This window comes from Hymenobacter guriensis, assembly GCF_015773195.1.
In the GTDB taxonomy this organism is placed as follows: Bacteria; Bacteroidota; Bacteroidia; order Cytophagales; family Hymenobacteraceae; genus Hymenobacter; species Hymenobacter guriensis.
Genome location: NZ_JADWYK010000001.1, coordinates 455493 through 476033 on the forward strand (window position 1 = coordinate 455493; position 20541 = coordinate 476033).

16 protein-coding genes are annotated in these 20541 nt (G+C 52.8%); 2 read left to right on the top strand and 14 right to left on the bottom strand.

What is annotated here, in order from left to right:
- Positions 1–179 precede the first annotated feature (179 nt).
- From I5L79_RS01925 to I5L79_RS01940, 4 genes are all read right to left on the bottom strand, one after another.
- Complete coding sequence (locus tag I5L79_RS01925) at positions 180–803, bottom strand: adenylate kinase (RefSeq protein WP_196953324.1); 624 nt, start codon at positions 801–803, stop codon at positions 180–182.
- A gap of 108 nt (positions 804–911) precedes the next feature.
- A complete protein-coding gene (gene hpt, locus I5L79_RS01930) occupies positions 912–1451 on the bottom strand; it encodes a hypoxanthine phosphoribosyltransferase (protein WP_196953325.1) in 540 nt (179 codons plus the stop codon).
- A 321-nt stretch (positions 1452–1772) separates the two neighbouring features.
- Positions 1773–4019 carry a sodium-translocating pyrophosphatase gene (locus tag I5L79_RS01935; RefSeq protein WP_231402677.1) on the bottom strand — a complete coding sequence of 749 codons (2247 nt, stop codon included), beginning with the start codon at positions 4017–4019 and terminating at the stop codon, positions 1773–1775.
- A 105-nt stretch (positions 4020–4124) separates the two neighbouring features.
- Complete coding sequence (locus tag I5L79_RS01940) at positions 4125–5039, bottom strand: M20/M25/M40 family metallo-hydrolase (RefSeq protein WP_196953326.1); 915 nt, start codon at positions 5037–5039, stop codon at positions 4125–4127.
- Between the two features lie 110 nt (positions 5040–5149).
- On the opposite strand from I5L79_RS01940, the gene I5L79_RS01945 reads away from it, so the two are divergent.
- Together I5L79_RS01945 and I5L79_RS01950 are read left to right on the top strand one after the other, a co-directional pair.
- Positions 5150–6403 (top strand): tetratricopeptide repeat protein, encoded by a 1254-nt coding sequence (locus I5L79_RS01945; protein WP_196953327.1) that lies wholly within the window; start codon positions 5150–5152, stop codon positions 6401–6403.
- A 10-nt stretch (positions 6404–6413) separates the two neighbouring features.
- Positions 6414–7766 (top strand): hypothetical protein, encoded by a 1353-nt coding sequence (locus I5L79_RS01950; RefSeq protein ID WP_196953328.1) that lies wholly within the window; start codon positions 6414–6416, stop codon positions 7764–7766.
- 55 nt (positions 7767–7821) lie between these two features.
- Here I5L79_RS01950 and I5L79_RS01955 read toward each other — a convergent pair whose 3' ends face one another.
- From I5L79_RS01955 to asnB, 10 genes are all read right to left on the bottom strand, one after another.
- Positions 7822–8595 (bottom strand): formyl transferase, encoded by a 774-nt coding sequence (locus I5L79_RS01955; protein WP_196953329.1) that lies wholly within the window; start codon positions 8593–8595, stop codon positions 7822–7824.
- A complete protein-coding gene (locus I5L79_RS01960) occupies positions 8592–9617 on the bottom strand; it encodes a polysaccharide deacetylase family protein (RefSeq protein ID WP_196953330.1) in 1026 nt (341 codons plus the stop codon). The genes I5L79_RS01955 and I5L79_RS01960 overlap by 4 nt, the downstream gene beginning before the upstream one ends.
- A gap of 12 nt (positions 9618–9629) precedes the next feature.
- Positions 9630–10595 carry a glycosyltransferase family 4 protein gene (locus tag I5L79_RS01965; RefSeq protein WP_231402679.1) on the bottom strand — a complete coding sequence of 322 codons (966 nt, stop codon included), beginning with the start codon at positions 10593–10595 and terminating at the stop codon, positions 9630–9632.
- Positions 10596–10857: 262 nt separating this feature from the next.
- Entirely contained in the window at positions 10858–12096 is a 1239-nt protein-coding gene (locus I5L79_RS01970) for a glycosyltransferase (RefSeq protein WP_196953332.1), read from the bottom strand.
- A gap of 55 nt (positions 12097–12151) precedes the next feature.
- Positions 12152–13099 (bottom strand): hypothetical protein, encoded by a 948-nt coding sequence (locus I5L79_RS01975; protein ID WP_196953333.1) that lies wholly within the window; start codon positions 13097–13099, stop codon positions 12152–12154.
- A gap of 33 nt (positions 13100–13132) precedes the next feature.
- Complete coding sequence (locus I5L79_RS01980) at positions 13133–14272, bottom strand: glycosyltransferase family 4 protein (RefSeq protein ID WP_196953334.1); 1140 nt, start codon at positions 14270–14272, stop codon at positions 13133–13135.
- Between the two features lie 39 nt (positions 14273–14311).
- A complete protein-coding gene (locus tag I5L79_RS01985) occupies positions 14312–16000 on the bottom strand; it encodes an ABC transporter ATP-binding protein (protein WP_196953335.1) in 1689 nt (562 codons plus the stop codon).
- A 199-nt stretch (positions 16001–16199) separates the two neighbouring features.
- On the bottom strand, positions 16200–17150 hold the full coding sequence (locus tag I5L79_RS01990) for a UDP-glucuronic acid decarboxylase family protein (RefSeq protein ID WP_196953336.1): 951 nt from the start codon (positions 17148–17150) through the stop codon (positions 16200–16202).
- Between the two features lie 60 nt (positions 17151–17210).
- A complete protein-coding gene (locus I5L79_RS01995) occupies positions 17211–18548 on the bottom strand; it encodes a UDP-glucose dehydrogenase family protein (RefSeq protein ID WP_196953337.1) in 1338 nt (445 codons plus the stop codon).
- A gap of 40 nt (positions 18549–18588) precedes the next feature.
- On the bottom strand, positions 18589–20508 hold the full coding sequence (asnB, locus tag I5L79_RS02000; RefSeq protein ID WP_196953338.1) for an asparagine synthase (glutamine-hydrolyzing): 1920 nt from the start codon (positions 20506–20508) through the stop codon (positions 18589–18591).
- Positions 20509–20541 lie beyond the last annotated feature (33 nt).

A 20541-nucleotide genomic window follows, 5' to 3' on the forward strand; every position in this document is an offset into this window, starting at 1 on the left:
AAGAATCAAGAATTGGATTGCTCTTCCTTCTTCTTCCTTAATCGGAGTTATTTAAAAAACAGCTGTCATCCTGAGCGCAACGAAAGATCTGAAAACACGGCCACGGTGCGGGCTTGCTTTACTCAGATCCTTCGCTGCGCTCAGGATGACAGACAAATGCGCTGTTTACAGCGGCAAAGTTACGCTTTTACTTCGTCGGTAGCCTGGTGGCTGCTGGCCGGGGCGGCGGGCTGGTGCTGGTCGATGAGGCCGCAGATCTGCGCGAAGATGTCGTCGATGGCGCCAATGCCGTTGAGGGCGTGGAATTTTTGCTGCTGGGCGTAGTAGCCGGCTACCTGGGCCGTTTCGGTGTTGTACACCGTCACGCGCTTGCGGATTTTCTCCTCGTTCTGGTCGTCGGGGCGGCCGGAGGTTTTGCCGCGCTCCAGCAAACGTGTCACCAGCTCTTCCTCGGCTACTTCCAGCGCCACCATGCACGATACGTTGGTGTCGTGCTGGGCCAGCAGGGCATCGAGGCTTTCGGCCTGGGGCACTGTGCGCGGGAAGCCGTCGAAAATGAAGCCGGCCGCCTGCTTGTTGGCTTTCAGGGCCGAGTCAATCATGCCGATTACCACCTCATCGGGCACCAGCAAGCCTTCATCCATGAGCTTTTTGGCGCGCAGGCCCAGCTCCGTGCCTTGCGCAATCTGGGCGCGCAGCAGGTCGCCGGTAGAGAGGTGCACCAGGTTGTAGCGGGCAATGAGTTTCTGGCTTTGCGTTCCTTTGCCGGCGCCGGGGGGGCCGAAGAGCACGATATTCAACATAGAGCGAGTGGTTTCGCGGGAAGGTAAACGTGGGCGGAGAGGAAAGATACTACTTCGCGGGCAAAGGCCGGTGTACGCAGTTCAATGGACTTTTGTCAGACCCCAACGCTACACGACGGTGTACACATCGGGGTAATTGCGGCCGAGGCCGTCGTAGTCGAGGCCGTAACCCACGATGAAGTCGTTGGGTATTTCCCGGCCGATGTAGCGCAGGTCCAGCTCATGCTGCAGGCACTCGGGCTTCAGGAACAGCGTGGCGACTTCCAGGGAAGCCGGGGTTTGTGCTCCCAGCGTATCGAGCAGCATGCGCATAGTGTGGCCGGTATCTACAATGTCTTCCAGCAGCACCACGTGGCGGTCCGTCAGGCTTTCATACAGGCCCATCACCTCCTGCACCTTGCCGGTGCTGCCGGTGCCTACGTAGGAGGCCACCCGGATAAAGGTGATTTCGCAGGGAATATGCAGCTGCTTGAGCAAATCGGCCGCAAACATGAACGAGCCATTGAGCACGGCGACAAACAGCGGCTGCTTGCCGGCGTAGTCCTGATTGAGGCGGGCGGCCAGCTCTCCAATGGAATCCTGGAGCTGCGCGGCCGACAAATAAGGAGCAAATTGTTTGTCGTGCAGCGTAATGGTGGGTGGCGTCATTCGGCGCGGGGGTTGGTAGCGGGGCGAAAGCGAGGCCAAAGGTAGCTTATCTGGTTGAATGTGCTTCGCTAATGTGCTAATGTGGGAAATGTGATTGAATGTGCAAATGTGGAGATTGAGTTATGGCGAGGCGCGACACCATCCCTCCTGGTAGGGCCCGGCTCCTTTTTAGCAGAAAGCCCCTGATGTCTGCACACCAGGGGCTTTCACATTTCAGGGCTTGGCACGGGGCTCAGGCCGCACAGCGTCGCGTGGCCCGCCAGAACGGCGTTTGGTCATTAACAGATCAGCACATTAGCGAATCGAAGCACATTCTCAACCCTACCGGCCTTCGGTAATCATCGTCAGGATGAAGCGGGCGGCATCGGGGGCGAGGTCGGCGTAGCGCACTTTGGGGCGCAGACTCTCCACGGTTTTTTCGATGGGCTGGGGCATGGCCACCCCGCGCAGGGGCGTAGCGTTGGGAGCGGCAATATGGGGTGCAATAACCAGGGACACGATGCTCATGAGCTTAATGAGGATGTTCATGCTCGGGCCCGAAGTATCCTTGAACGGGTCACCCACGGTGTCGCCGGTTACGGAGGCTTTATGGGCATCGGAGCCTTTGTACTGCATCACGCCATCAATCAGCACGCCTTTCTCAAACGACTTCTTGGCGTTGTCCCAGGCACCGCCGGCGTTGCTCTGGAACATGGCCATCAGCACGCCGGATACCGTTACGCCGGCCAGCGTACCGCCCAGCACTTCGGGTCCGAAAGTGAAGCCTACGATAACCGGAACGATGATGGCAATGGCGCCCGGCAGCATCATCTCGCGAATAGCAGCCTGGGTGGAAATGGCCACGCACTTCTCATACTCCGGCCGGCCGGTACCTTCCATAATGCCCGGAATTTCGCGGAACTGGCGGCGCACTTCCTGCACCATAGCCATAGCTGCGCGCCCCACAGCCGAAATAGCCAGCGCGGAGAAGATAAACGGAATCATGGCGCCCACGAACAGGCCACCCAGCACACGGGCATTGCTGATGTCGATGGAGGTGATGTTGGCCGTGCCCATGAAGGCGGCAAACAGCGCCAGGGAGGTAAGGGCAGCCGAGGCAATGGCAAAGCCTTTGCCGGTAGCGGCGGTAGTGTTGCCCACGGCGTCCAGAATATCGGTTCGCTCGCGTACTTCCTTGGGCAGTTCGCTCATTTCGGCAATGCCCCCGGCGTTGTCGGCAATAGGACCAAAGGCGTCGATGGCCAGCTGCATGGCTGTGGTGGCCATCATCCCAGCGGCAGCAATAGCCACGCCATAGAGGCCCGCAAACTCGTAGCTGAGAATGATACCGGCGGCCAGCACGATAATCGGCAGCACCGTAGATTCCATGCCGATGGCCAGGCCGCCAATAACGGTGGTGGCGTGGCCGGTGCTGCTTTGGCGCACAATGCTGAGCACGGGCCGCTTGCCCATAGCCGTGTAGTACTCGGTGATGACACTCATCAGGATGCCCACAATCAGCCCGACGACCACGGCATAAAAAATGTCCATAGCCGTGAACGTAACTCCCCGAATCAGCAATGAGCCGGAGGGAATCATCCACTTGATAAGCGCGTACGAGGCCACCGCCGATACTGCTACGGATATGTAGTTACCGGTATTCAAAGCGCCCTGCACGTTGCCGCCTTCCTTTACGCGCACCAGCAGAATGCCAATGAGCGAGGCCACGATGCCCAACCCGGCAATGGCCATGGGCAGCAGGATGGGCGAAAGACCGTTGAACTGGTCGCCGGTAGCTACTACCTCGCGGCCCAGCACCATGGTAGCCAGAATGGTAGCCACGTAGGACCCGAACAGGTCAGCACCCATGCCGGCCACGTCACCCACGTTGTCGCCCACGTTGTCGGCAATGGTTGCGGGGTTGCGGGGGTCATCTTCCGGAATGCCGGCTTCCACTTTCCCCACGAGGTCAGCGCCTACGTCGGCCGCTTTGGTGTAGATGCCGCCGCCCACCCGGGCGAACAGGGCAATGCTTTCGGCGCCCAGAGAAAATCCGGTCAGTACTTCCAGGGCACGTTCCATCTCAATGCCATTGGCACCGCCGCCGTGGTTGAGCACGAACATCTGGTAGAACGCAATAAATAAAGAGCCCAGGCCCAGTACCGCCAGCCCGGCCACGCCCATGCCCATTACGGAGCCCCCCGAAAACGACACATTCAGCGCCTGGCTCAGAGAGGTCCGAGCCGCTTGCGCCGTGCGTACGTTGGCTTTGGTGGCAATCTTCATCCCGATATAGCCCGCCAGCGCCGAAAAAACCGCCCCGATTATGAAGGCAATGACGATAATGGGACTGGACTTTTCGCCGGTGCTGCCCAGGTAGAACAGAAAGGCGCTGGCAATCAACACAAACAACGCCAGCACCTTATACTCGGCCCGCAGAAAGGCTATGGCCCCATCAGCAATATAGCCGGCAATAGTGCGCATTCGCTCGTCGCCGGCATCCTGACGGCTTACCCAGCCAGAGCGCAACCACGTGTACAGGAGGGCAAGCACACCCAGCGCAGGTACTACGTAAAGAAATGGGGTCATAGAAAGCGGTGAAGAAGGTTGTGGTGGGAAAGAGAGGAAAGGCGTAATGGGCTGTAAAATAGAGGTTATTCCGCAAAAGCCAATTTTCTGCGGCATCCGGCCGGTCTACAGTTTCTCCAGCAGCACCTGATATAGCCGCAGCATACTATAGATGTCGGCTTTATGGACGAGCTCGTCGGGCGTATGCACGTGTTCCTCAGGGGCCCCCACAAAGCACCAGTCCCAGGGCTGGGCGCCGTGCTGCAGTTCCTTGGCATCGGAGCCGCCACTGCCTTCCACTTCCAGCTGATGCGCCACGCCAGCCTCCCGGGCCAGAAGCCGGATCCGGTCGACGTAAGCGCGGCGCGGAATCAGGGAGTCGCGCAGGGAAATGACCACGCCCTGGCCCGCCTGTACCCCTTCCGTTACCCAGGTGATATCGGAAATAAGGGCCTGCCTGACGCCGTAGTGCTCATAAATATATTTTGCCAGGTAAGCCACCGAGCCGCCGCCGTGCTCTTCCCAGCAGGAAAAGGCTATAATCCCATTTTCCAGCGTTTCGCACAGGCGCAGCGCGTTCCAGACCCCGAGGCGGTTGTCGAGGTAGCAGCTTTGCACGGTGGTTTCGGTTTCGCGGAAGTCGCAGTGGAAGGTGAGCTCCGTGCCACGCTCTATCTCCCGGTTGAACTCATAGCTTAATGCACCGGTTTGTTCATCAACTGTTAGCGTGCAGTCGATAGGCCCCTGGGCATCTTCTCCTACTAGGCGGTAACCGGTTTGCACAGCAGGGCCTCCAATGCGCACTAGCTGCTGGCCGTATCGAACGGTGAATCCAATGGAATCAAGATGCGCAAAAATGGCCGTCTGGGGCGTACCAAATACCAGCAAAATGCAATCCTGAAACTCTGCTCCCACCAGCATCTTGGGCTGTACGCGCCAGGACGCTTTCTGCTCGGTGACGTACCTTTGCACGAAATGGGATAAGCTGGCTTCGTTGCCGGCCGGTGCCGCAAGCCGGCACAACGTATGAAGTAACTGCATGTCTTTGCCTTAGCTGTCCAAATCTAGCATAATTGTCCTACTTTCGTCTTTCTAGCCTAGTTTGGTCCGGCAGCTCTCCTATCGGGGTCCAGGCTTATTCCCGCTGCTTTATGGTGAATCTTTTGCGCTTTTTTCTGGTGCTTTTTCTGCTCAGTGGTCCGGCCCTGGCGCAGGCCCAGCAGCCCGATACCACGCGCAAAACCGACCCGATCCGCAACATTCAGCTGGAAAACGTAGATGTGGCCCCCGGCGCCGTGGATACCAAGGGGTGGCTGCTGCTCGACAAGGATATCCAACTGGAGCTGGGCGGCGCGGTCGATAATCTGTACAACTTCAAGTTCGACAAAGCCGAAAAGCAGTTCCGCTCCCTGCGGCGGCGCTACCCCAACCACCCCATGCCCTACTTCTTACTAGGTTTGAGCACCTGGTGGAAGATTGTGCCGACCAATATTCAGACCAAGCAATACGATAAAACGTTTTTTGCTTACATGGATACGGCTGTGGTAAAAGGCGAGAAGCTGTATGAGCAGGACGACAAAAACTATGAAGCCTGCTTTTTTCTCTCGGCCGCTTACGGGTTTGATGCCCGCCTGAACGCAGAGCGCAAAAACTGGCGCAAAGCCACCGTCAGCAGCAAACGCTCCCTCGATTACCTCGAGAAAAGCCAGGAAGCCAATGGACTGAGCCCGGAGTTCTTGTTCGGACAGGCATTGTTCAACTACTATGCCGTCTGGATTTCGGAAAACTACCCGCTGCTGCGTCCCGTGCTACTATTTTTCCCTAAGGGCAATCGTAAACTGGGACTTCAGCAGCTGCGCAATGTGGCCGATAATGGCTTCTACACGGGGTCGGAGGCGAAAACCTTTCTCATGCGCATCCTCACCAACGAGGAAGACAACTCAGCCGCTGCCCTGCCAGTAGCGCGCTACCTGGCCAAAACCTACCCCGACAATGCCTACTTCCAGCGGTTCTTCGCGCTGCTCTGCTTTCACGAAGGCGAGTTTGTGGAACTGGAGCGGCAAAGCAAGGATATCCTGGATAAGCTCAACCGCGGCATGCCGGGCTACGAGGCCATTAGCGGCCGCTACGCCACTTACTTCCTGGGCTGGCTGATGCAGACCAAGTACAAGGATATGCAGAAAGCGCAGGATTATTTTCAGCGCTGCATCGTCTTTGCCGAAACGACCGGCGACACAGAGGGCGGCTTCTATATCTACTCCAACGTGAACCTGGCGCGGATGGCAGATAAGGCCAAGGATTCGAAAACAGCTATTCGGTACTATAAAACAGTACAGGAAACAGCAAGCCACAAAACGGAGCAATACCGCGAGGCGGTGGCGTATTTGAAAAAGAACAAGAAATAGGGCGCGGCCTATGTATACCAAAGACCTGCTGTTAACGCCTATCTTTTTATTGTTGATCTATTTGTTTGCCTTTGCCATACGGCCACGAGTAACCAATATTTACACCCGCAACTATTTTATTCCTGCCCTTAGTGTAAAGCTAGTGGGCGCAATGGCTCTGGGGTTGATTTATCAGTTTTATTATCATGGAGGAGACACATTTAACTATTTCCGTCATTCTACTATTATGTATGAAGCCTTTGGTGACTCTTTTACGCTGGGGTTGAAATTATTAACAAGTAATGGAGAGCGGCTACCTGAGTTTACCAAGTATACCTCCCGAATGTTCTGGTGGAAGCCTGGCTCAGAAGAACTGGTTGTCATCCGAATAGCAACGGTACTTGGCTTATTTTGCTTCAACACTTATACGGTTGTAAGTCTGATGTTTGCCTGCCTCAGCTTCAGCGGTATGTGGGCAATGTTTATCACATTTGCTAAAATACGGCCGCAGGTATACAAGCAGTTAGCCATTGCCGTTTTCTTTATACCATCTGTTTTTTTCTGGGGTTCCGGGCTTATGAAAGACTCAATTTGCCTAGGGGCATTAGGCTGGGTATTTTATGGCTTTTATCAAGGGGCTATTCAGAAAAAGCGCATATTTAAATCCCTTATTATCGGAGTGCTTTCCGCTTATCTGGTATATACAACGAAAGTATATATTCTACTTTCATTTTTACCGCCAGCCCTGCTTTGGGTATTCAATGAAAACAGCCAGCGAATTAAAAACCAGACGCTTCGCATGATTGCAAAACCGTTTCTATTGGCTATTGGGGCCGGCGTAGCTTTGTTTGCCATGCAGAACCTCACGGCCGGCGACTCCCAGTATGACATCGATAAGATTGGGGAGAAAAGCAAGATCACGGCCGATTACCTTTATCGGCGCTCTATTCAAAAAGAAGGCTCTGTGTACACCTTGGGTGAGCAGGATGGCACTATTGGCGGCATGCTAAAACTAGCGCCTAAAGCAGTAGTTGTATCCTTGTTTCGTCCGTTTCTGTGGGAAGTACGCAACGCTATTATGCTCCTATCTGCGTTGGAATCAGCCTTTTTTCTGCTGTTCACCCTGCGCATTCTGTTTAACGTAGGTATCGTGCGCTTCTTTACCACTATTGCGCGTACCCCCGTGCTGGTGCTGTGTTTTGTATTTGCTCTGGTTTTTGGAGCTGCAGTGGGCATTATCTCAAATAATTTCGGCACGCTTGTACGCTACAAGATTCCGCTTATCCCCTTTTACGTAGCCGGACTGTATATCATGCGCAATATTAGCCTGGAAGACAAGCCCGCAGCCAAGCCGCGGGTAGCTCGCCGCATAGCTATGCGCTAACGGCTGGATAGGGGTTGTGTTGGTTGCACATCCCAGTTACCCAAGGTCACGCGTGCTAGCGCGTACCGGCACGGCGGTTGGCTAGGTACTCGGTCAGCGTTGGGTGGGACCAGAGCCGCGAAATGCCGGCTGGTGCGGGCTGCAGCTTCACTTCGCCCCGGAGCACGTCACGGATGGCCTGCTTAAGCAGCGGCAGGCCGGCAGCAAGCTGCAGCAGCGGATACGTTACGAAATTATCTTCGGGCGTTGGGCTGATCAGCGCCTGTGCGATAATGCCACCGGTATCAATACCGGCATCCACCAGGTGCACAGATACACCGCAGTGCGCGGCATCGTTGTTGGCCAGCGCCCAGTAGCCGCCGTGTACGCCGCGGTAGAGCGGGGTGATGCCGGCGTGGGTATTCAGAAACTTGCAGGGCACACTGGTCAGCACCTTTTTGGCGATGATACGCGTGCCATTCACTACCACCACATCGGGCTTCAGGGCCTGCAGCTGCGCAATGCACTCCGGCGAATTCACCGAAGGCACCCGCATCACCCGGTCCTCGGGTAAAGGCCGGTCGTTGAGGTTAGCCTGCTGCTTGATAGCCTGCAGGCGCTTACCGGACGTTTTGGCCAGCGGACCCGCTATCAAAAGTTTAAATAGAATCTGGCCGGCGACCTTCGCGTAGCCCAGTTTCTCGGTCCGCCGCTTCAGGAGCTGCTGTTGGCTGACGGGCGTTTCCAGAATAATGCGGTGCACGCCGAATTCCGCATCCAGCGCGTGAAACAATATGTCGGTAGATTCGCCTGGGCCCGCCAGGATTACAATTTTCTTGGTGGACATCATACAACGGAAGTACTGGGGTTGTTCTGCTGCAGCTCGCTTGCCAGATCCCCCATCGACTGGCTAACCATGCCATAGGTGCGCTGCAGCTTGCGGTAATGCTCGGCAATACGCCGCAGGACTGCCATATTCTGCGGAATATTTGCCCCAAAATTGTGCGGGTGCCACCACAGATGAAAAACCTGTCCGTGGCGGGCCGCATACTCCATGCCCTGCAGAATACGGCGCAGACGCAAGCCTTCCAACGCCTGCAAACGCCCCGACCAGGGCCGCAGGAACCGGCTGGCGGGGATATTGTACGGAAACTGCCGGGCGATATCCGTCAGCGAGTGGCAGTTGGGGCCGGAAAGGTCCAGATAGGCGTCGAGCAGGCGGGCGCCCCTCTTGTACAGGCTCTGCTGCTCTTCGTTGCGCTCTTTGTAAATCCAGGAGCTTTCATTGCCCCGGTAGCTGGTGATGCCGAGTTCTTCGCAAACCGAAATGTACTCGGCATTATACTGATTGCGGGGAAATACTAGGCTGCGCAATGTTATTCCCTGCTCGCGCGCCGTCTGCACGGCAGCTTCCAGGTCGGCCCGGAACGACTCGGCTGTTTGGCCGCGCTCCAGGCAGTAGTAGTGACAGAAGGTATGGGTTGCCATTTCCTGGCCCGGAGTGCTCCGAATCTTCTCAATCAGGGAATACCCGAAATGATACGGATCCGTGGCTTCGTCGGGGCCGACCTGGTCCATCACCAGGTAGGGCGACAGGTTGGAATCCACATAATCAGGGCGGATGGCGGGCAAATGGCTCAGCATTTCCTGCTTGGTCCGAAAAAACAGCAGGCCTACCGTCGCCCACGTTACACGCAGGCCGAATTCCTCAAACAAAGCCAGCATAGCCGGAATAGCCTGACGCACCCCCAACAGGTTTTGCCCGTACTGCGCCAGGGTTTGCTGGTCCCGCACGCCCCAGTTTATCTCGAAGTCGAGGGAAATGACGAAGCGGCCTTTTTCCTGCTCTTGTTGCGGTACTTGCTGTGTCATGACCGTCATTGGCTAACTAAACAGCCTCAAAAAGTTCTCCTTGTTCGATACCACGGAGTAGCGCTCCACAATAGTGCGGCGCGCAGCGGCTCCCTGCTTAGCGCGCAGGTCTTGGCTGGCCAGCAGCTCGCGCAAGGCGTTGTACCATTGCTCCGGCGTGTCGCACACAAAGCCATTCTGACCATCCTGTACCACTTCCGTATTCATTCCAACCGGGGAAACCAGCGCAGGCATTCCTAGCGACATGTACTGCAGCGCCTTAAACGCGCACTTTCCTCTGGCCCAGGGGTCGTCCACCAGCGGCATAAGTCCCAAGTTGAACTGGCTCAGATCGGCAATTTCTGTTTCCTTGTTCCAGGGCGTAAAGCGAAAATTCCGGAGGCCGGCATACTCGGGGCCCTGGTTGGAAATCACCCGAAACTCAAAGTCGTAGCCCTCTTGCTCCAAGCGTTCCAGCACCGGCCAGATTAAATCTAGGTGCCGGAGGGTAGTGTGTGTGCCCGTCCAACCGATAATAGGCCGCCCCGACAGGTACTGGTCACGGATTTGGTTGTGCAGGTTCTCCGTGTCCAGCGTGGTGGGGTTTATGAAAGAGTGCGCGTTGAACTGCAGCGCGTAGTCGCGCAGGTAGGCGTTGCCACAGCTGACCTTGTACGCCCACCGGCAGATCTGCCCAACCTTCTGCTGCCACTTAAGACGGCTGATGAAGGTTTGTTCCCCGGCCGGATCTTTCATCCAGATGGCATCGTCGAAGTCGTATATGATCTTCTTTTGAAGAACCTTGGCAATAATCCACTCAAAAACCGGCGGGCCAATAGGTGCGGCTTCCCGATGAATAAATACAAAATCGTAGGAGGAGACCGTAAACAGCAGCAGAAAACGGCGGAATAGACCAGCCAGAATACCCGCTACTTTGCTAACTACATGCCCCGGCTTATATAGAATGGACCAGGTATAATCGGACAGGAAGGGAGCCAAATGCCAAGTATGGCCGGCGGCGGTTAAATAGCTAAGGTACTGTTCGAACCGAAAACGTTGGGAAGGTGCTTTACCCAGCGGATAAGGCACAATAAAAAGAATCCGCATGGATGAACGGCAAAATGGCTGCGTTGTAAGCCCTAAAGATACGGCAATGTCGGCTCATAGTGGGCTCGGGGTCGTAGCATCGGGGTAGCCGGCCTTCCCTGGCTAGGGAGGCAACCTATACAGCCCTTTCTCAGCCATTCATTGCTACGTCGTATTACTTCTGCAACAGCTGCTGATACATAGCATAATAGCTGGCAATGGCGTTATCCAGATCATAATACTGCTGGGCCTTCTCCCGGATTTCACCACCATCCTTAGCCAACAGGCTGGGAATGGCCAGGGCCGCCTTGTCGAATTCCGCGACGTTAAGATTGGAAAGCGCAATGCCGCCGCCAGTTTGCTCGATAATGCCGGCCACGTCGCCAACGCCATCGTTGCAGATAACTGGCAGGCCCATAGCCAGGATTTCGCCCAGCTTGGTTGGGGAACTGGCTTTTTTGGAATAGCTCTGCTTGATGAAGAACAGATTCACATCCGAAGCTGCAATCAGACCAGGAACCTCTGTGCGGGTAGCCGGCCGCACTAAGAAGTCATCGGCCTGTAGCCCGGGTACTTTTGCTGCGGCCGTCAGTATTTCGGCCAGCGGCTCCTGCGTAACAAACAGCATTTTGGCCGCCGGATACTGCTGCTTGATAGCAGCAAACTGCTGCAACATTTCATCCAGCAAATACCACGCGCCAATTGAGCCCAAATAGCTTATCACCAAGCCCTCTGGCTGCAGCCCCAAAGTCCTGCGCGAAGCCTGGCGGGCCTGTTTGGTTACCAATGGGAATACGGAGAAATCAGCGCTACACGGAATAACGGAAATGGGCGCCTGGCGGTAGCTAGGCCAGGTCAGCATCTCATTTTTACCGTTTTCCGTTAAGCTAATAATGCCGTCGGACGCAGCTATAAACGCGGCTTCCTTTTGTTTGTAATTCCGGTAAGCCTGACGGTATACAGGGTTTTTTAAATTCCACATTCCTCCTTCCACACGTTCATCTACCCAGAAGCCACGCATATCAAACAGGAGTTTTACACCAAATTTCTGCTTCAGATATAAGCCTACCTCCGCACTCACATAGCTACGGCAGTGCGTCATATCAAACCGGTGCTGTTTATGCAACGCAACCGCTTTTGCTCTTAGCTGATATCGGTCATACAACTTAGCCAAGACCGGCGGGTTGCTGGTAAAGAATATAGTTTCCCAACGAATGCCCGCCTGGCTTGTAATGTCCTGTATGGTCTTGGCATGCTGGGTATACCGTTCCCTTTTCTCGGTCGAAAGCAAAGTAATTTCATACCCTCTTGCCGATAAGCCAACCAAATAGGGCAGTACTTGTGACTGACCCAAAGGATCCGTCATGCCATCGTAGGAGATGAACAAAACTCTTGGTTTTGCAGAAGGGCTCATAGAAAATTTTGTCAGGCGCAGTTTATACTTATTTAGTAAAGGCAGCAGCACCTCTCTAGTATCTCATTAGTAATTTATTTTTAATAATAGACAAAACATGTTTTAGTATTCTTACATCACCTTTTCTTTCGATAAGCAGCTTTATTTTATCCATTAGAACAGGCCTATCTTCCCATTGAGGATTTGTTTTAATTTTTTCAAACAAATCCGCAGTAAATTTTTTCACAAATATCTTTTTGTTATTCAAATCATTCAATTGAACAACTTCAGAAACAAACTTTAATACATATTCGTCCACAGGTTTTTTCCGCGAATAGTAATGATATACATATTTATCGGAAGCCTGTACATTTGTTTGAGTCTGAAATATCAACGAAAACGAATATTGCTCTATTACAAACACTTTTACTCGTTCATACAAATAATCAGTAAGTTCCAAAGACAAATCTATTAAATTTAAGTTTTTATGACTAAAACCAATAACTCCTGTATTCCAAGAATAGTTATTTCCAGAGAATTCAAACTCAAGGCCTTGGATTCTGATTTTATTATTTTTTATAACTGGAAGAAATAAGGAGCTATTTCTTCCGCCTTTCGACACTGCTTCATTAAATGAATATTCCCTAGCGTACAGAATTGTTTTATCTTGCCCATACATAGCCAATAACGGCCCACTATCAGTATACAAAAATGTATCAGAATCCAAAAACAAAACATCATTATCAGGATATTTTATTGTGGCATCCTGGATAGCTTTAACTTTGACACGAAACATGAAGTTATCCTTGCCTTTCCAATCGGCTAATACTTCAGGTGTTAGGTTTACAAAGGTTATCTGTATATCCTTGAAATAAGGCTCAAAATACTTCTCATTATCAGTATATAAGATAAAACTTATTTTATCTGATGCATTTTCAGTCCATGCATACAGACTCAGCATAGACATAACTATCCTTTGATACTCGATTTCACGACTATGAGCTAGTCCAACAAAAGTTACCATTTGGCCAGTTTTATATTCCGATGAGAAAGGTTTTTACAGATTTTCAGCAGTTAATAGCTGATCCAGGAATAGCTCTACCGGACTAGCTGCCATTTTATTTTTGCCAAAAATTGACGCCTGTTGGCCGATTTTCTGCCAATTGTATCTATCATTCCATGCAACCTCCAGTATCTGATCCAGCGCGTGGGAAGTTATGCCCTCTGCAATGTAACCAGTGTCACCAGAAGTAATCCATTCTGGAACAATACCTACTCGTGTAGATACTACAGGCCTCCCACAAATCATAGCTTCGGCCACAACCATTGGCCCGGAGTCAATTCGTGAAGGAACAATTAACAGATGGCATTCTGCCCATATAGCTGCCATATTCGCTACGTGCCCCCGAAATTTTACTTTATCATCAATCCGATAAAATGAAGCTAATCGTTTCAGGTAATCCAAATCTGGTCCGGTCCCAAATAAGTTAAGTTGCCAGGGACGGTCTTTCCATTTTTTGGAGCTTAATGCCTCAAAGAGAATATCCTGCCCCTTGGCAAGAATCGTCAGGCTCCCGATGCAAGCCAGTTGCGGTACATCTATTGTGGTTGCAGGGAATGGTATAGGGTATTCTGCCGGTAAGTTGAGCAGGTTTGAAACCTGAATATTATTGGTGATGCTATGAGCTAGCTGTCTTTCAATTATTGCCTTCTGTTGAAGCGATACCGTAAATACCTTAACTGCTCCTTCGAATATGCTGACTATAAATTTTTGTTGCTTCTCAGCAAATGTTACCACCTCATTGTATGAATGACAAATAAGATGGTAAGGAATGGCATTTTCTTTAGCGAAGGCAAGTAGCTCTGGCCAATACCTCAAGGTATAAGCCCCCCCCTGGTTAAAGAGGATAACGTCGGGGTTGAATTTTTTAATAGCGGCAACTTCAGGAGAACTTACTTTAGCAGCCTTATATAGCTTATTGATCAGCCTTGTTTTCAACGTAGGATGAGGCCTGAAATAGGACACTGCACCCTTTTGGATAAGCTTATTAATATTTGCATGCGGTGAGGGCCATTCAAAGGCCGAAAAAAAAACCTCATGGCCCTGCTCCAAAGCATAGGCAGCAGTATTGCTCCATAGCACTTCGCTTCCACCCCACGGTGCGTTTGCCATTAAGGAAATGAAAGCTATGCGCATTGGATTTGAAATTACCTGTTTATACTATCGAAGCTTGCTTTATACAATCCGACGAATCAAAGATTCGTACTGATGCTCCGCAATGATTTTACCTTCATTCAACTCGTATATCCGGTCACATTCACGCAGGGTGGTAATGCGGTGAGCAATTATTAATATGGTGATATCCGTTTGCGAAAGTTTATTGATAGCTTCATTTACTTCCCGTTCGGTTTCATTATCAAGCGCGCTCGTGGCTTCATCAAGCACCAATATTTCGGTCTTTTTATACATAGCGCGCGCTATACCGATACGCTGCCGTTGCCCACCGGACAGCTTAGACCCTCTTTCCCCTATATAGGTATTAACACCCTCGGGTAGGCCTTTTATAAAACTTTGTAAGGAGGCTTGCTCTATAGCGTATTGCAAACGCTCCTCATCTACGTCGGTTTCTCCTAAAGTAATATTATCCTTTATCGAAGCTTCCATTAAGAAGGTATCCTGCTTTACATAGCCGATAATTTTATGCCATGCCTGTAAATGTTGGCTTGTTAGTCGCTCACCGTCAATGGCTATATGCCCGCTCTGCTCCGTATAAAAACGCAGCAGAATATTCATCAGCGTGGTTTTTCCTGAGCCGGAGCTGCCTATAAACCCGATCTTTTCTCCTTTTTTTATATCAATATTTATATCCTGAAGTGTAGGCCGGACAGCGCCAGGGAAGCTGAAGTTTACATTCTGAAATGATAATGACTGTTCAAACCGTAAGGGTAGCTGCTGTGGGTGAGGGGCCTCAACATACTCATCACCTCGGAATTTCTCCAATGCCTCAATAGTGTACTGGCTGGTTTTTAGTTGCAGCATAGCCGTAAGAATCCGGTTCACCGAGGGCATAAGCCGGTAAGCAGCAGCTGCGAAAAGCCCTACTAGGGAGATAAGGCTGGTTGAGTCCGGCGCGATTAGGATAGCATACAGGAATATGGTAATAACTCCTAATATAGCTACCATTTCAATTAGCTTCAGCGGTAGCAGCGTGTACAAATATGCCTCTGCTTCAAGAACCTGAATATTTTGCTGCTTTTCTATTGCCGAATCACTGAAATGTTTTTGCTTGTTGGCCAGCTTCAATTCCACGTAGCCGGAAAATAACTCGTTTACAATACCCATTGTAGCAGGGCGAAGCACATTGAGCTTGCTTCCTATTCTTTGCGACTTTACGCGCAGTGCCCGGTAGGCAAGAAACGTAGCGGGAAACAATACCAGCCCGAGAATAACCAGCAAAAGCGGTTTATAAATAAAAATACCAACTACAATAACTACGACAATGCAAATTTCTGACAGGAGGATAAATATTTGACGAACAATACCTATAACATAGTAAGTAGGAACTGTAATTGTACTGTTTACCAGTGCCGCAGAGCCAACATCAGTGAAATGCCAGAAAGGAAAATGCAAATATTTATACATCTGGCTCTTCACAACGGAAAGACCAACTCTGGCAGTAAAGCGGGTTTGCAAATAACTTACCCAGGTAGAAAAAGCATTTTTTGCCAGAAAAAAAATAAAAATACCAACAATCAACAGAACAAGGAAAATCTTTTCCGACTCAATACCTAAGAAATTATAAATACTAAATATTATTTCATTTTTTTGAATTCCGCCTGGTTCGCCCGCTACCATCATGACGGGCACCAAGGCAGCTAAACCAATTACATCAAGAAACGAAGCAAATAGCAGCAGCAGAAACATCCCGACGGCTTCCCGCTTCTGAGAGTGGCTAAGGTAGTATTGGATACTCTCGATACTACGGTTTACGATTCCAGTATTCATTTGAGAAAGGTCAAGGCACTAAAGAGCGTGCTAAATGATCATTTAGCACGCTACACTCTACGTTATTTATTCCGGAAAACGTATTCAGGAACAGATAACCGTTGTTTTACAACAACAATCAGATACTCTTTTTGAAGTACTCCAGCGTCCGGCGCAGGCCTTCGGCCCGGTCGACTTTGGGCTCCCAGCCCAGGATTTCCTTGGCTTTGGTGATGTCCGGCCGGCGCTTCAACGGGTCGTTGGTGGGCAGGGGGCGATAATCGGGCTTGAACTCTACGCCAGTTAGGCGGGCAATTTCCTCCCCGAACTCTTTAATGGTTATTTCCGAAGGATTACCAATGTTGACCGGCAGGTGGTAGTCGCTCAGCAGCAGCCGGTAGATTCCCTCCACAAGGTCATCTACGTAGCAGAAGGAGCGTGTCTGCGAGCCGTCGCCGAATACCGTCAGGGCCTCACCCCGCAGCGCCTGGCTCAGGAAAGCCGGCAGTACACGGCCGTCGTCGAGACGCATGCGCGGGCCGTAGGTGTTGAAGATGCGAATGATGCGCGTTTCCAGCCCGTGGTGGTTGTGGTAGGCCATGGTAATGGCCTCCTGAAAACGCTTGGCTTCATCGTAGCAGCCGCGCGGTCCTACCGGGTTTACGTTGCCATAGTACTCTTCTACCTGCGGATGAACTTCAGGGTCGCCGTATACTTCGGAGGTGCTGGCGATAAGGACGCGGGCTCCCTTCACGCGGGCAAGGCCCAGCAGGTTGTGAGTTCCCAAGGAGCCCACCTTCAACGTCTGAATAGGAATTTTCAGGTAGTCGATAGGCGAAGCCGGGGAAGCGAAATGCAGAATGTAGTCGATTTTGCCTGGCACGAACACAAACTTCGACACATCATGGTGATGAAACTCGAAGCTCTCCTTGCCGAACAAGTGCTCGATGTTAGCCAGGTCACCCGTAATCAGGTTATCCATGGCAATAACGTGGTAGCCCTCGGCCAGGAACCGGTCGCATAGGTGGGAACCCAAGAAACCGGCTCCCCCGGTAATCAGAATGCGTTTTTTGTCAGCGCTGTTAGCCATTAGCTGGAAAAGTTAATTGAAGCCTGCAGCTGCCAGCACCGGCTGGCAGCCCACGCCGAACTATGCGGGTTCCTGATGATGCGTGCGAATACCAATGCAGTGGTAGGCAAAACCGGCCTGCTCCATTTCGGTAGCCTCGTAAATATTACGGCCGTCGAACACCACTTTATTTTTCATTAGCCGGGCCACTACCTCAAAGTTAGGCGCGCGGAACTCGGGCCACTCCGTCACCACCAGCAGCGCATCGGCGTCAATGACGGCGTCGTACTGGTCTTTGGCGTACGTGATAGTGTCGTGCAGGGTGTGCCGGGCTTCGGGCATAGCCACGGGGTCGTAGGCCGATACGGTACAGCCTTCCGCCAGCAGCTTCTCGATGATAACTAGGGAAGGAGCCTCCCGCATATCATCGGTCTTGGGCTTGAACGACAGGCCCCATAAGGCCAGCTTTTTGCCTTTCAGGTCGCCGCCGAAGTGCTTTCTTACCTTATTGAACAGAACTTCCTTCTGGGCATCATTCACGCTTTCCACAGCCTTCAGTACCTGCATGTCGTAGCCATTCTCAGCCGCTGTTTTGATGAGAGCTTTTACGTCCTTCGGAAAGCAGGAGCCGCCGTAGCCAATACCGGGGTAGATAAATTTGGTGCCGATGCGGGCGTCGGAGCCAATGCCTTTGCGTACCATATTCACATCGGCCCCCATGATTTCGCAGAGGTTGGCAATGTCGTTCATAAACGAAATCTTGGTAGCCAACATCGAGTTGGCCGCGTATTTCGTCATCTCCGCCGACGGGATATCCATGAAGATGATCGGGTGACCGTTGAGCAGGAAGGGCTTGTATAGCTTGCGCATAACCTCTTCAGCCCGCTCCGATGACACGCCAACCACAATGCGGTCCGGCTTCAGGAAGTCATCAATAGCGGCGCCTTCTTTCAGGAACTCGGGGTTGGAAGCCACGTCGAAGTCGATCTGCACGCCGCGCTTTCCCAGGGCCTGCTCCAGTTCGCGGCGCACTTTGGCTGCAGTGCCTACCGGTACTGTGCTTTTGGTGACGATAACACCGTAGCTGTTCATGTTCTCCCCTATTCCGCGGGCTACGGCCAGCACATACTTCAGGTCGGCCGAGCCATCTTCGCCGGGCGGGGTGCCTACCGCTATGAAGGCTACGTCGCAGTCTTTAATGGCCTCGCCTAGGTTGGTAGAGAAATGTAGGCGGCCCGCCTCTACGTTGCGGCTCACCATTTCTTCCAGGCCCGGCTCGTAAATCGGCAGGATGCCATGGCGCAGGTTGTCGATTTTCTTCTGGTCGATGTCGATACAGGTAACGTCAATGCCGACTTCGGCAAAGCATGTGCCTGTAACCAATCCTACGTACCCCGTGCCTACTACTGCTATTTTCATATTTGGCCTGAACCGTCGAACAATCGACTTATGCGTTAACTTATTTCGTTGATGAGGGCATCATCCACTTTTTCCACCACCACTGGAACACGATGAGCGCCCAGATCCGGGCGTGTACATCCCCGGGGCTCCGGGAGAAAAGCTGGGTTTTCAGGGCGCGGATGGCGTCCACGTCGAATACGCCCTGGGCTTCTACGAAAGCATCCGACAACAGGTCGTCCTCAATCAGCGGGCGCAGTTCCCCGCGGAACCACTTCAGCAAAGGTACTTCAAAACCATGCTTGGGGCGCTTATAGAGTTCCTCGGGCAGCATAGGCCGGAAGGCATCCTGCACGATTTTCTTCTTCATGTCCGCATCAATCTTGCTTGCTACGGGCAGGGAGAAGGCAAAGCGCACCACGTTGGGGTCTAGGAAGGGGGGGCGCACCTCCAGGGAGTTGGCCATGCTCATCAAGTCCACCTTGGTCAGCATATCGTAAGGCAGCACCATCGTGGTGTCGGTCAGAAGCACCTCATTCAGGTCGCCCTCGGCGTGCAGGCCTTCCAACAGGTCTTTGCGGCGCTTTTCGGCCAGCTTCTTACCTATCTTACGGCGGGAAGCGGCACTCAGCAAACTGCGCGCATCCTTGGCCGAAGCAAACGAAGCCCAGTCCCAGTACCGGTCTTTGGGCCCGCTGAGCATACCGCGCGAAAAGCGCTGAAATTGCCGGATCTTGTTGCCGAAGAAGGAATTGCGCGACTTGGGCAGCACATCCCAGAGCAGGTTCAGGCCCGTCACGGCTTCGGCCTTGAAGCCGCCCTGCCGCACCTGAAACTCGCCCATGTGCTTGTTGTAGCCCGCAAACAGTTCGTCGGCGCCGTCGCCGGACAGGGCCACGGTTACTTTCTCGCGGGTGCGTTTGCTCAGGATGTACACGGCCAGGGACGAGGAATCGGCAAAGGGCTCATCGATGTAGTTGAGCACATCGAAGATATGGTCGTACAGATCCTGGTTGGTGAGCGAGAAAACCGTGTGGTTGGTTTTGTAGCGGTCAGCAACGAGCTTGGCGTACTTGGTTTCGTCGAAGAACGGCTCGTCGCGGTAACCGATGCTGAACGTGTTCAGGTGCTGGGTGTGGCGCGAGGCCAGGGCCACAATCACCGACGAATCGATGCCCCCGCTCAGGAACGCCCCCAGCGGCACGTCGGCCACGAGGCGGCGGGCGGTGGCATCGTCGAGCAACTCCACCAGCTTGGCCTGCTGCTGCTCGTAGGAGAGCTTGTTTTTCTCGGCTTTTTTGGGGTCGTACGGAATCTTGTACCAGCGCTTACGCACCACCTTGCCGCCCTGGATGTACATATAGTGGCCCGGCAAGAGCTTTTTCACCCCTTTGAAGATGGTAGCCGGCCCCGGGATGTAGTTGAGCTGCAGGTAGTGGCTGAGGGCCACATAGTCGAGCTTGCGCGGGATACCCAGCGCCAGCAAGGACTTCATCTCGGAGGCAAACAGCAGCTTATCCTCGTCGCGGTACACCAGCAGGGGCTTCTCCCCCATTCGGTCGCGGGCCAGGAACAGGGAGTCTTCCTCCTTGTCGTAGATGGCAAAGTCGAAGAACCCGTTGAGCTTCTTCAGGAAGCTGCGCCCTTCGGAGATATAAAGCTGCAGCACAACTTCCGTATCCGTTTGGGAATGAAAGCGGTGTCCGCGCTTTACCAGCTTCTGGCGCAGCTCGCGGAAGTTGAAGATTTCGCCATTGAAGACGATGGTATAGCGACCCGACTCGTCGGTCATCGGCTGGTTGCCGTCGGCCGTCAGGTCCAGGATGGCGAGGCGACGAAAGCCCAGCCCACACTGCTCAAACACGAAGTGCCCCTGGGAGTCGGGGCCACGGCTGCTGATAGCGTCGGTTGAGGCGCGCAGGGAGGCCAGTGCGCTACGGCCGACCTCAGTGAAAGCGAATACTCCGGAGATTCCACACATAATTGGCGGGCAAAAGTACGAACTATTAGGACT

Bases quoted from the DNA above. Each gene is read 5' to 3' on its own strand.
- I5L79_RS01960 (WP_196953330.1), bottom strand. From the start codon at position 9,617: ATGACACAGCAAGTACCGCAACAAGAGCAGGAAAAAGGCCGCTTCGTC.
- I5L79_RS01925 (WP_196953324.1), bottom strand. From the start codon at position 803: ATGTTGAATATCGTGCTCTTCGGCCCCCCCGGCGCCGGCAAAGGAACG.
- I5L79_RS01955 (WP_196953329.1), bottom strand. From the start codon at position 8,595: ATGATGTCCACCAAGAAAATTGTAATCCTGGCGGGCCCAGGCGAATCT.
- I5L79_RS01970 (WP_196953332.1), bottom strand. From the start codon at position 12,096: ATGAGCCCTTCTGCAAAACCAAGAGTTTTGTTCATCTCCTACGATGGC.
- I5L79_RS01975 (WP_196953333.1), bottom strand. From the start codon at position 13,099: ATGGTAACTTTTGTTGGACTAGCTCATAGTCGTGAAATCGAGTATCAA.
- I5L79_RS01985 (WP_196953335.1), bottom strand. From the start codon at position 16,000: ATGTTTCTGCTGCTGCTATTTGCTTCGTTTCTTGATGTAATTGGTTTA.
- hpt (WP_196953325.1), bottom strand. From the start codon at position 1,451: ATGACGCCACCCACCATTACGCTGCACGACAAACAATTTGCTCCTTAT.
- I5L79_RS01935 (WP_231402677.1), bottom strand. From the start codon at position 4,019: ATGACCCCATTTCTTTACGTAGTACCTGCGCTGGGTGTGCTTGCCCTC.
- I5L79_RS01950 (WP_196953328.1), top strand. From the start codon at position 6,414: ATGTATACCAAAGACCTGCTGTTAACGCCTATCTTTTTATTGTTGATC.
- I5L79_RS01995 (WP_196953337.1), bottom strand. From the start codon at position 18,548: ATGAAAATAGCAGTAGTAGGCACGGGGTACGTAGGATTGGTTACAGGC.
- I5L79_RS01940 (WP_196953326.1), bottom strand. From the start codon at position 5,039: ATGCAGTTACTTCATACGTTGTGCCGGCTTGCGGCACCGGCCGGCAAC.
- I5L79_RS01990 (WP_196953336.1), bottom strand. From the start codon at position 17,150: ATGGCTAACAGCGCTGACAAAAAACGCATTCTGATTACCGGGGGAGCC.
- I5L79_RS01945 (WP_196953327.1), top strand. From the start codon at position 5,150: ATGGTGAATCTTTTGCGCTTTTTTCTGGTGCTTTTTCTGCTCAGTGGT.
- asnB (WP_196953338.1), bottom strand. From the start codon at position 20,508: ATGTGTGGAATCTCCGGAGTATTCGCTTTCACTGAGGTCGGCCGTAGC.
- I5L79_RS01980 (WP_196953334.1), bottom strand. From the start codon at position 14,272: ATGCGCATAGCTTTCATTTCCTTAATGGCAAACGCACCGTGGGGTGGA.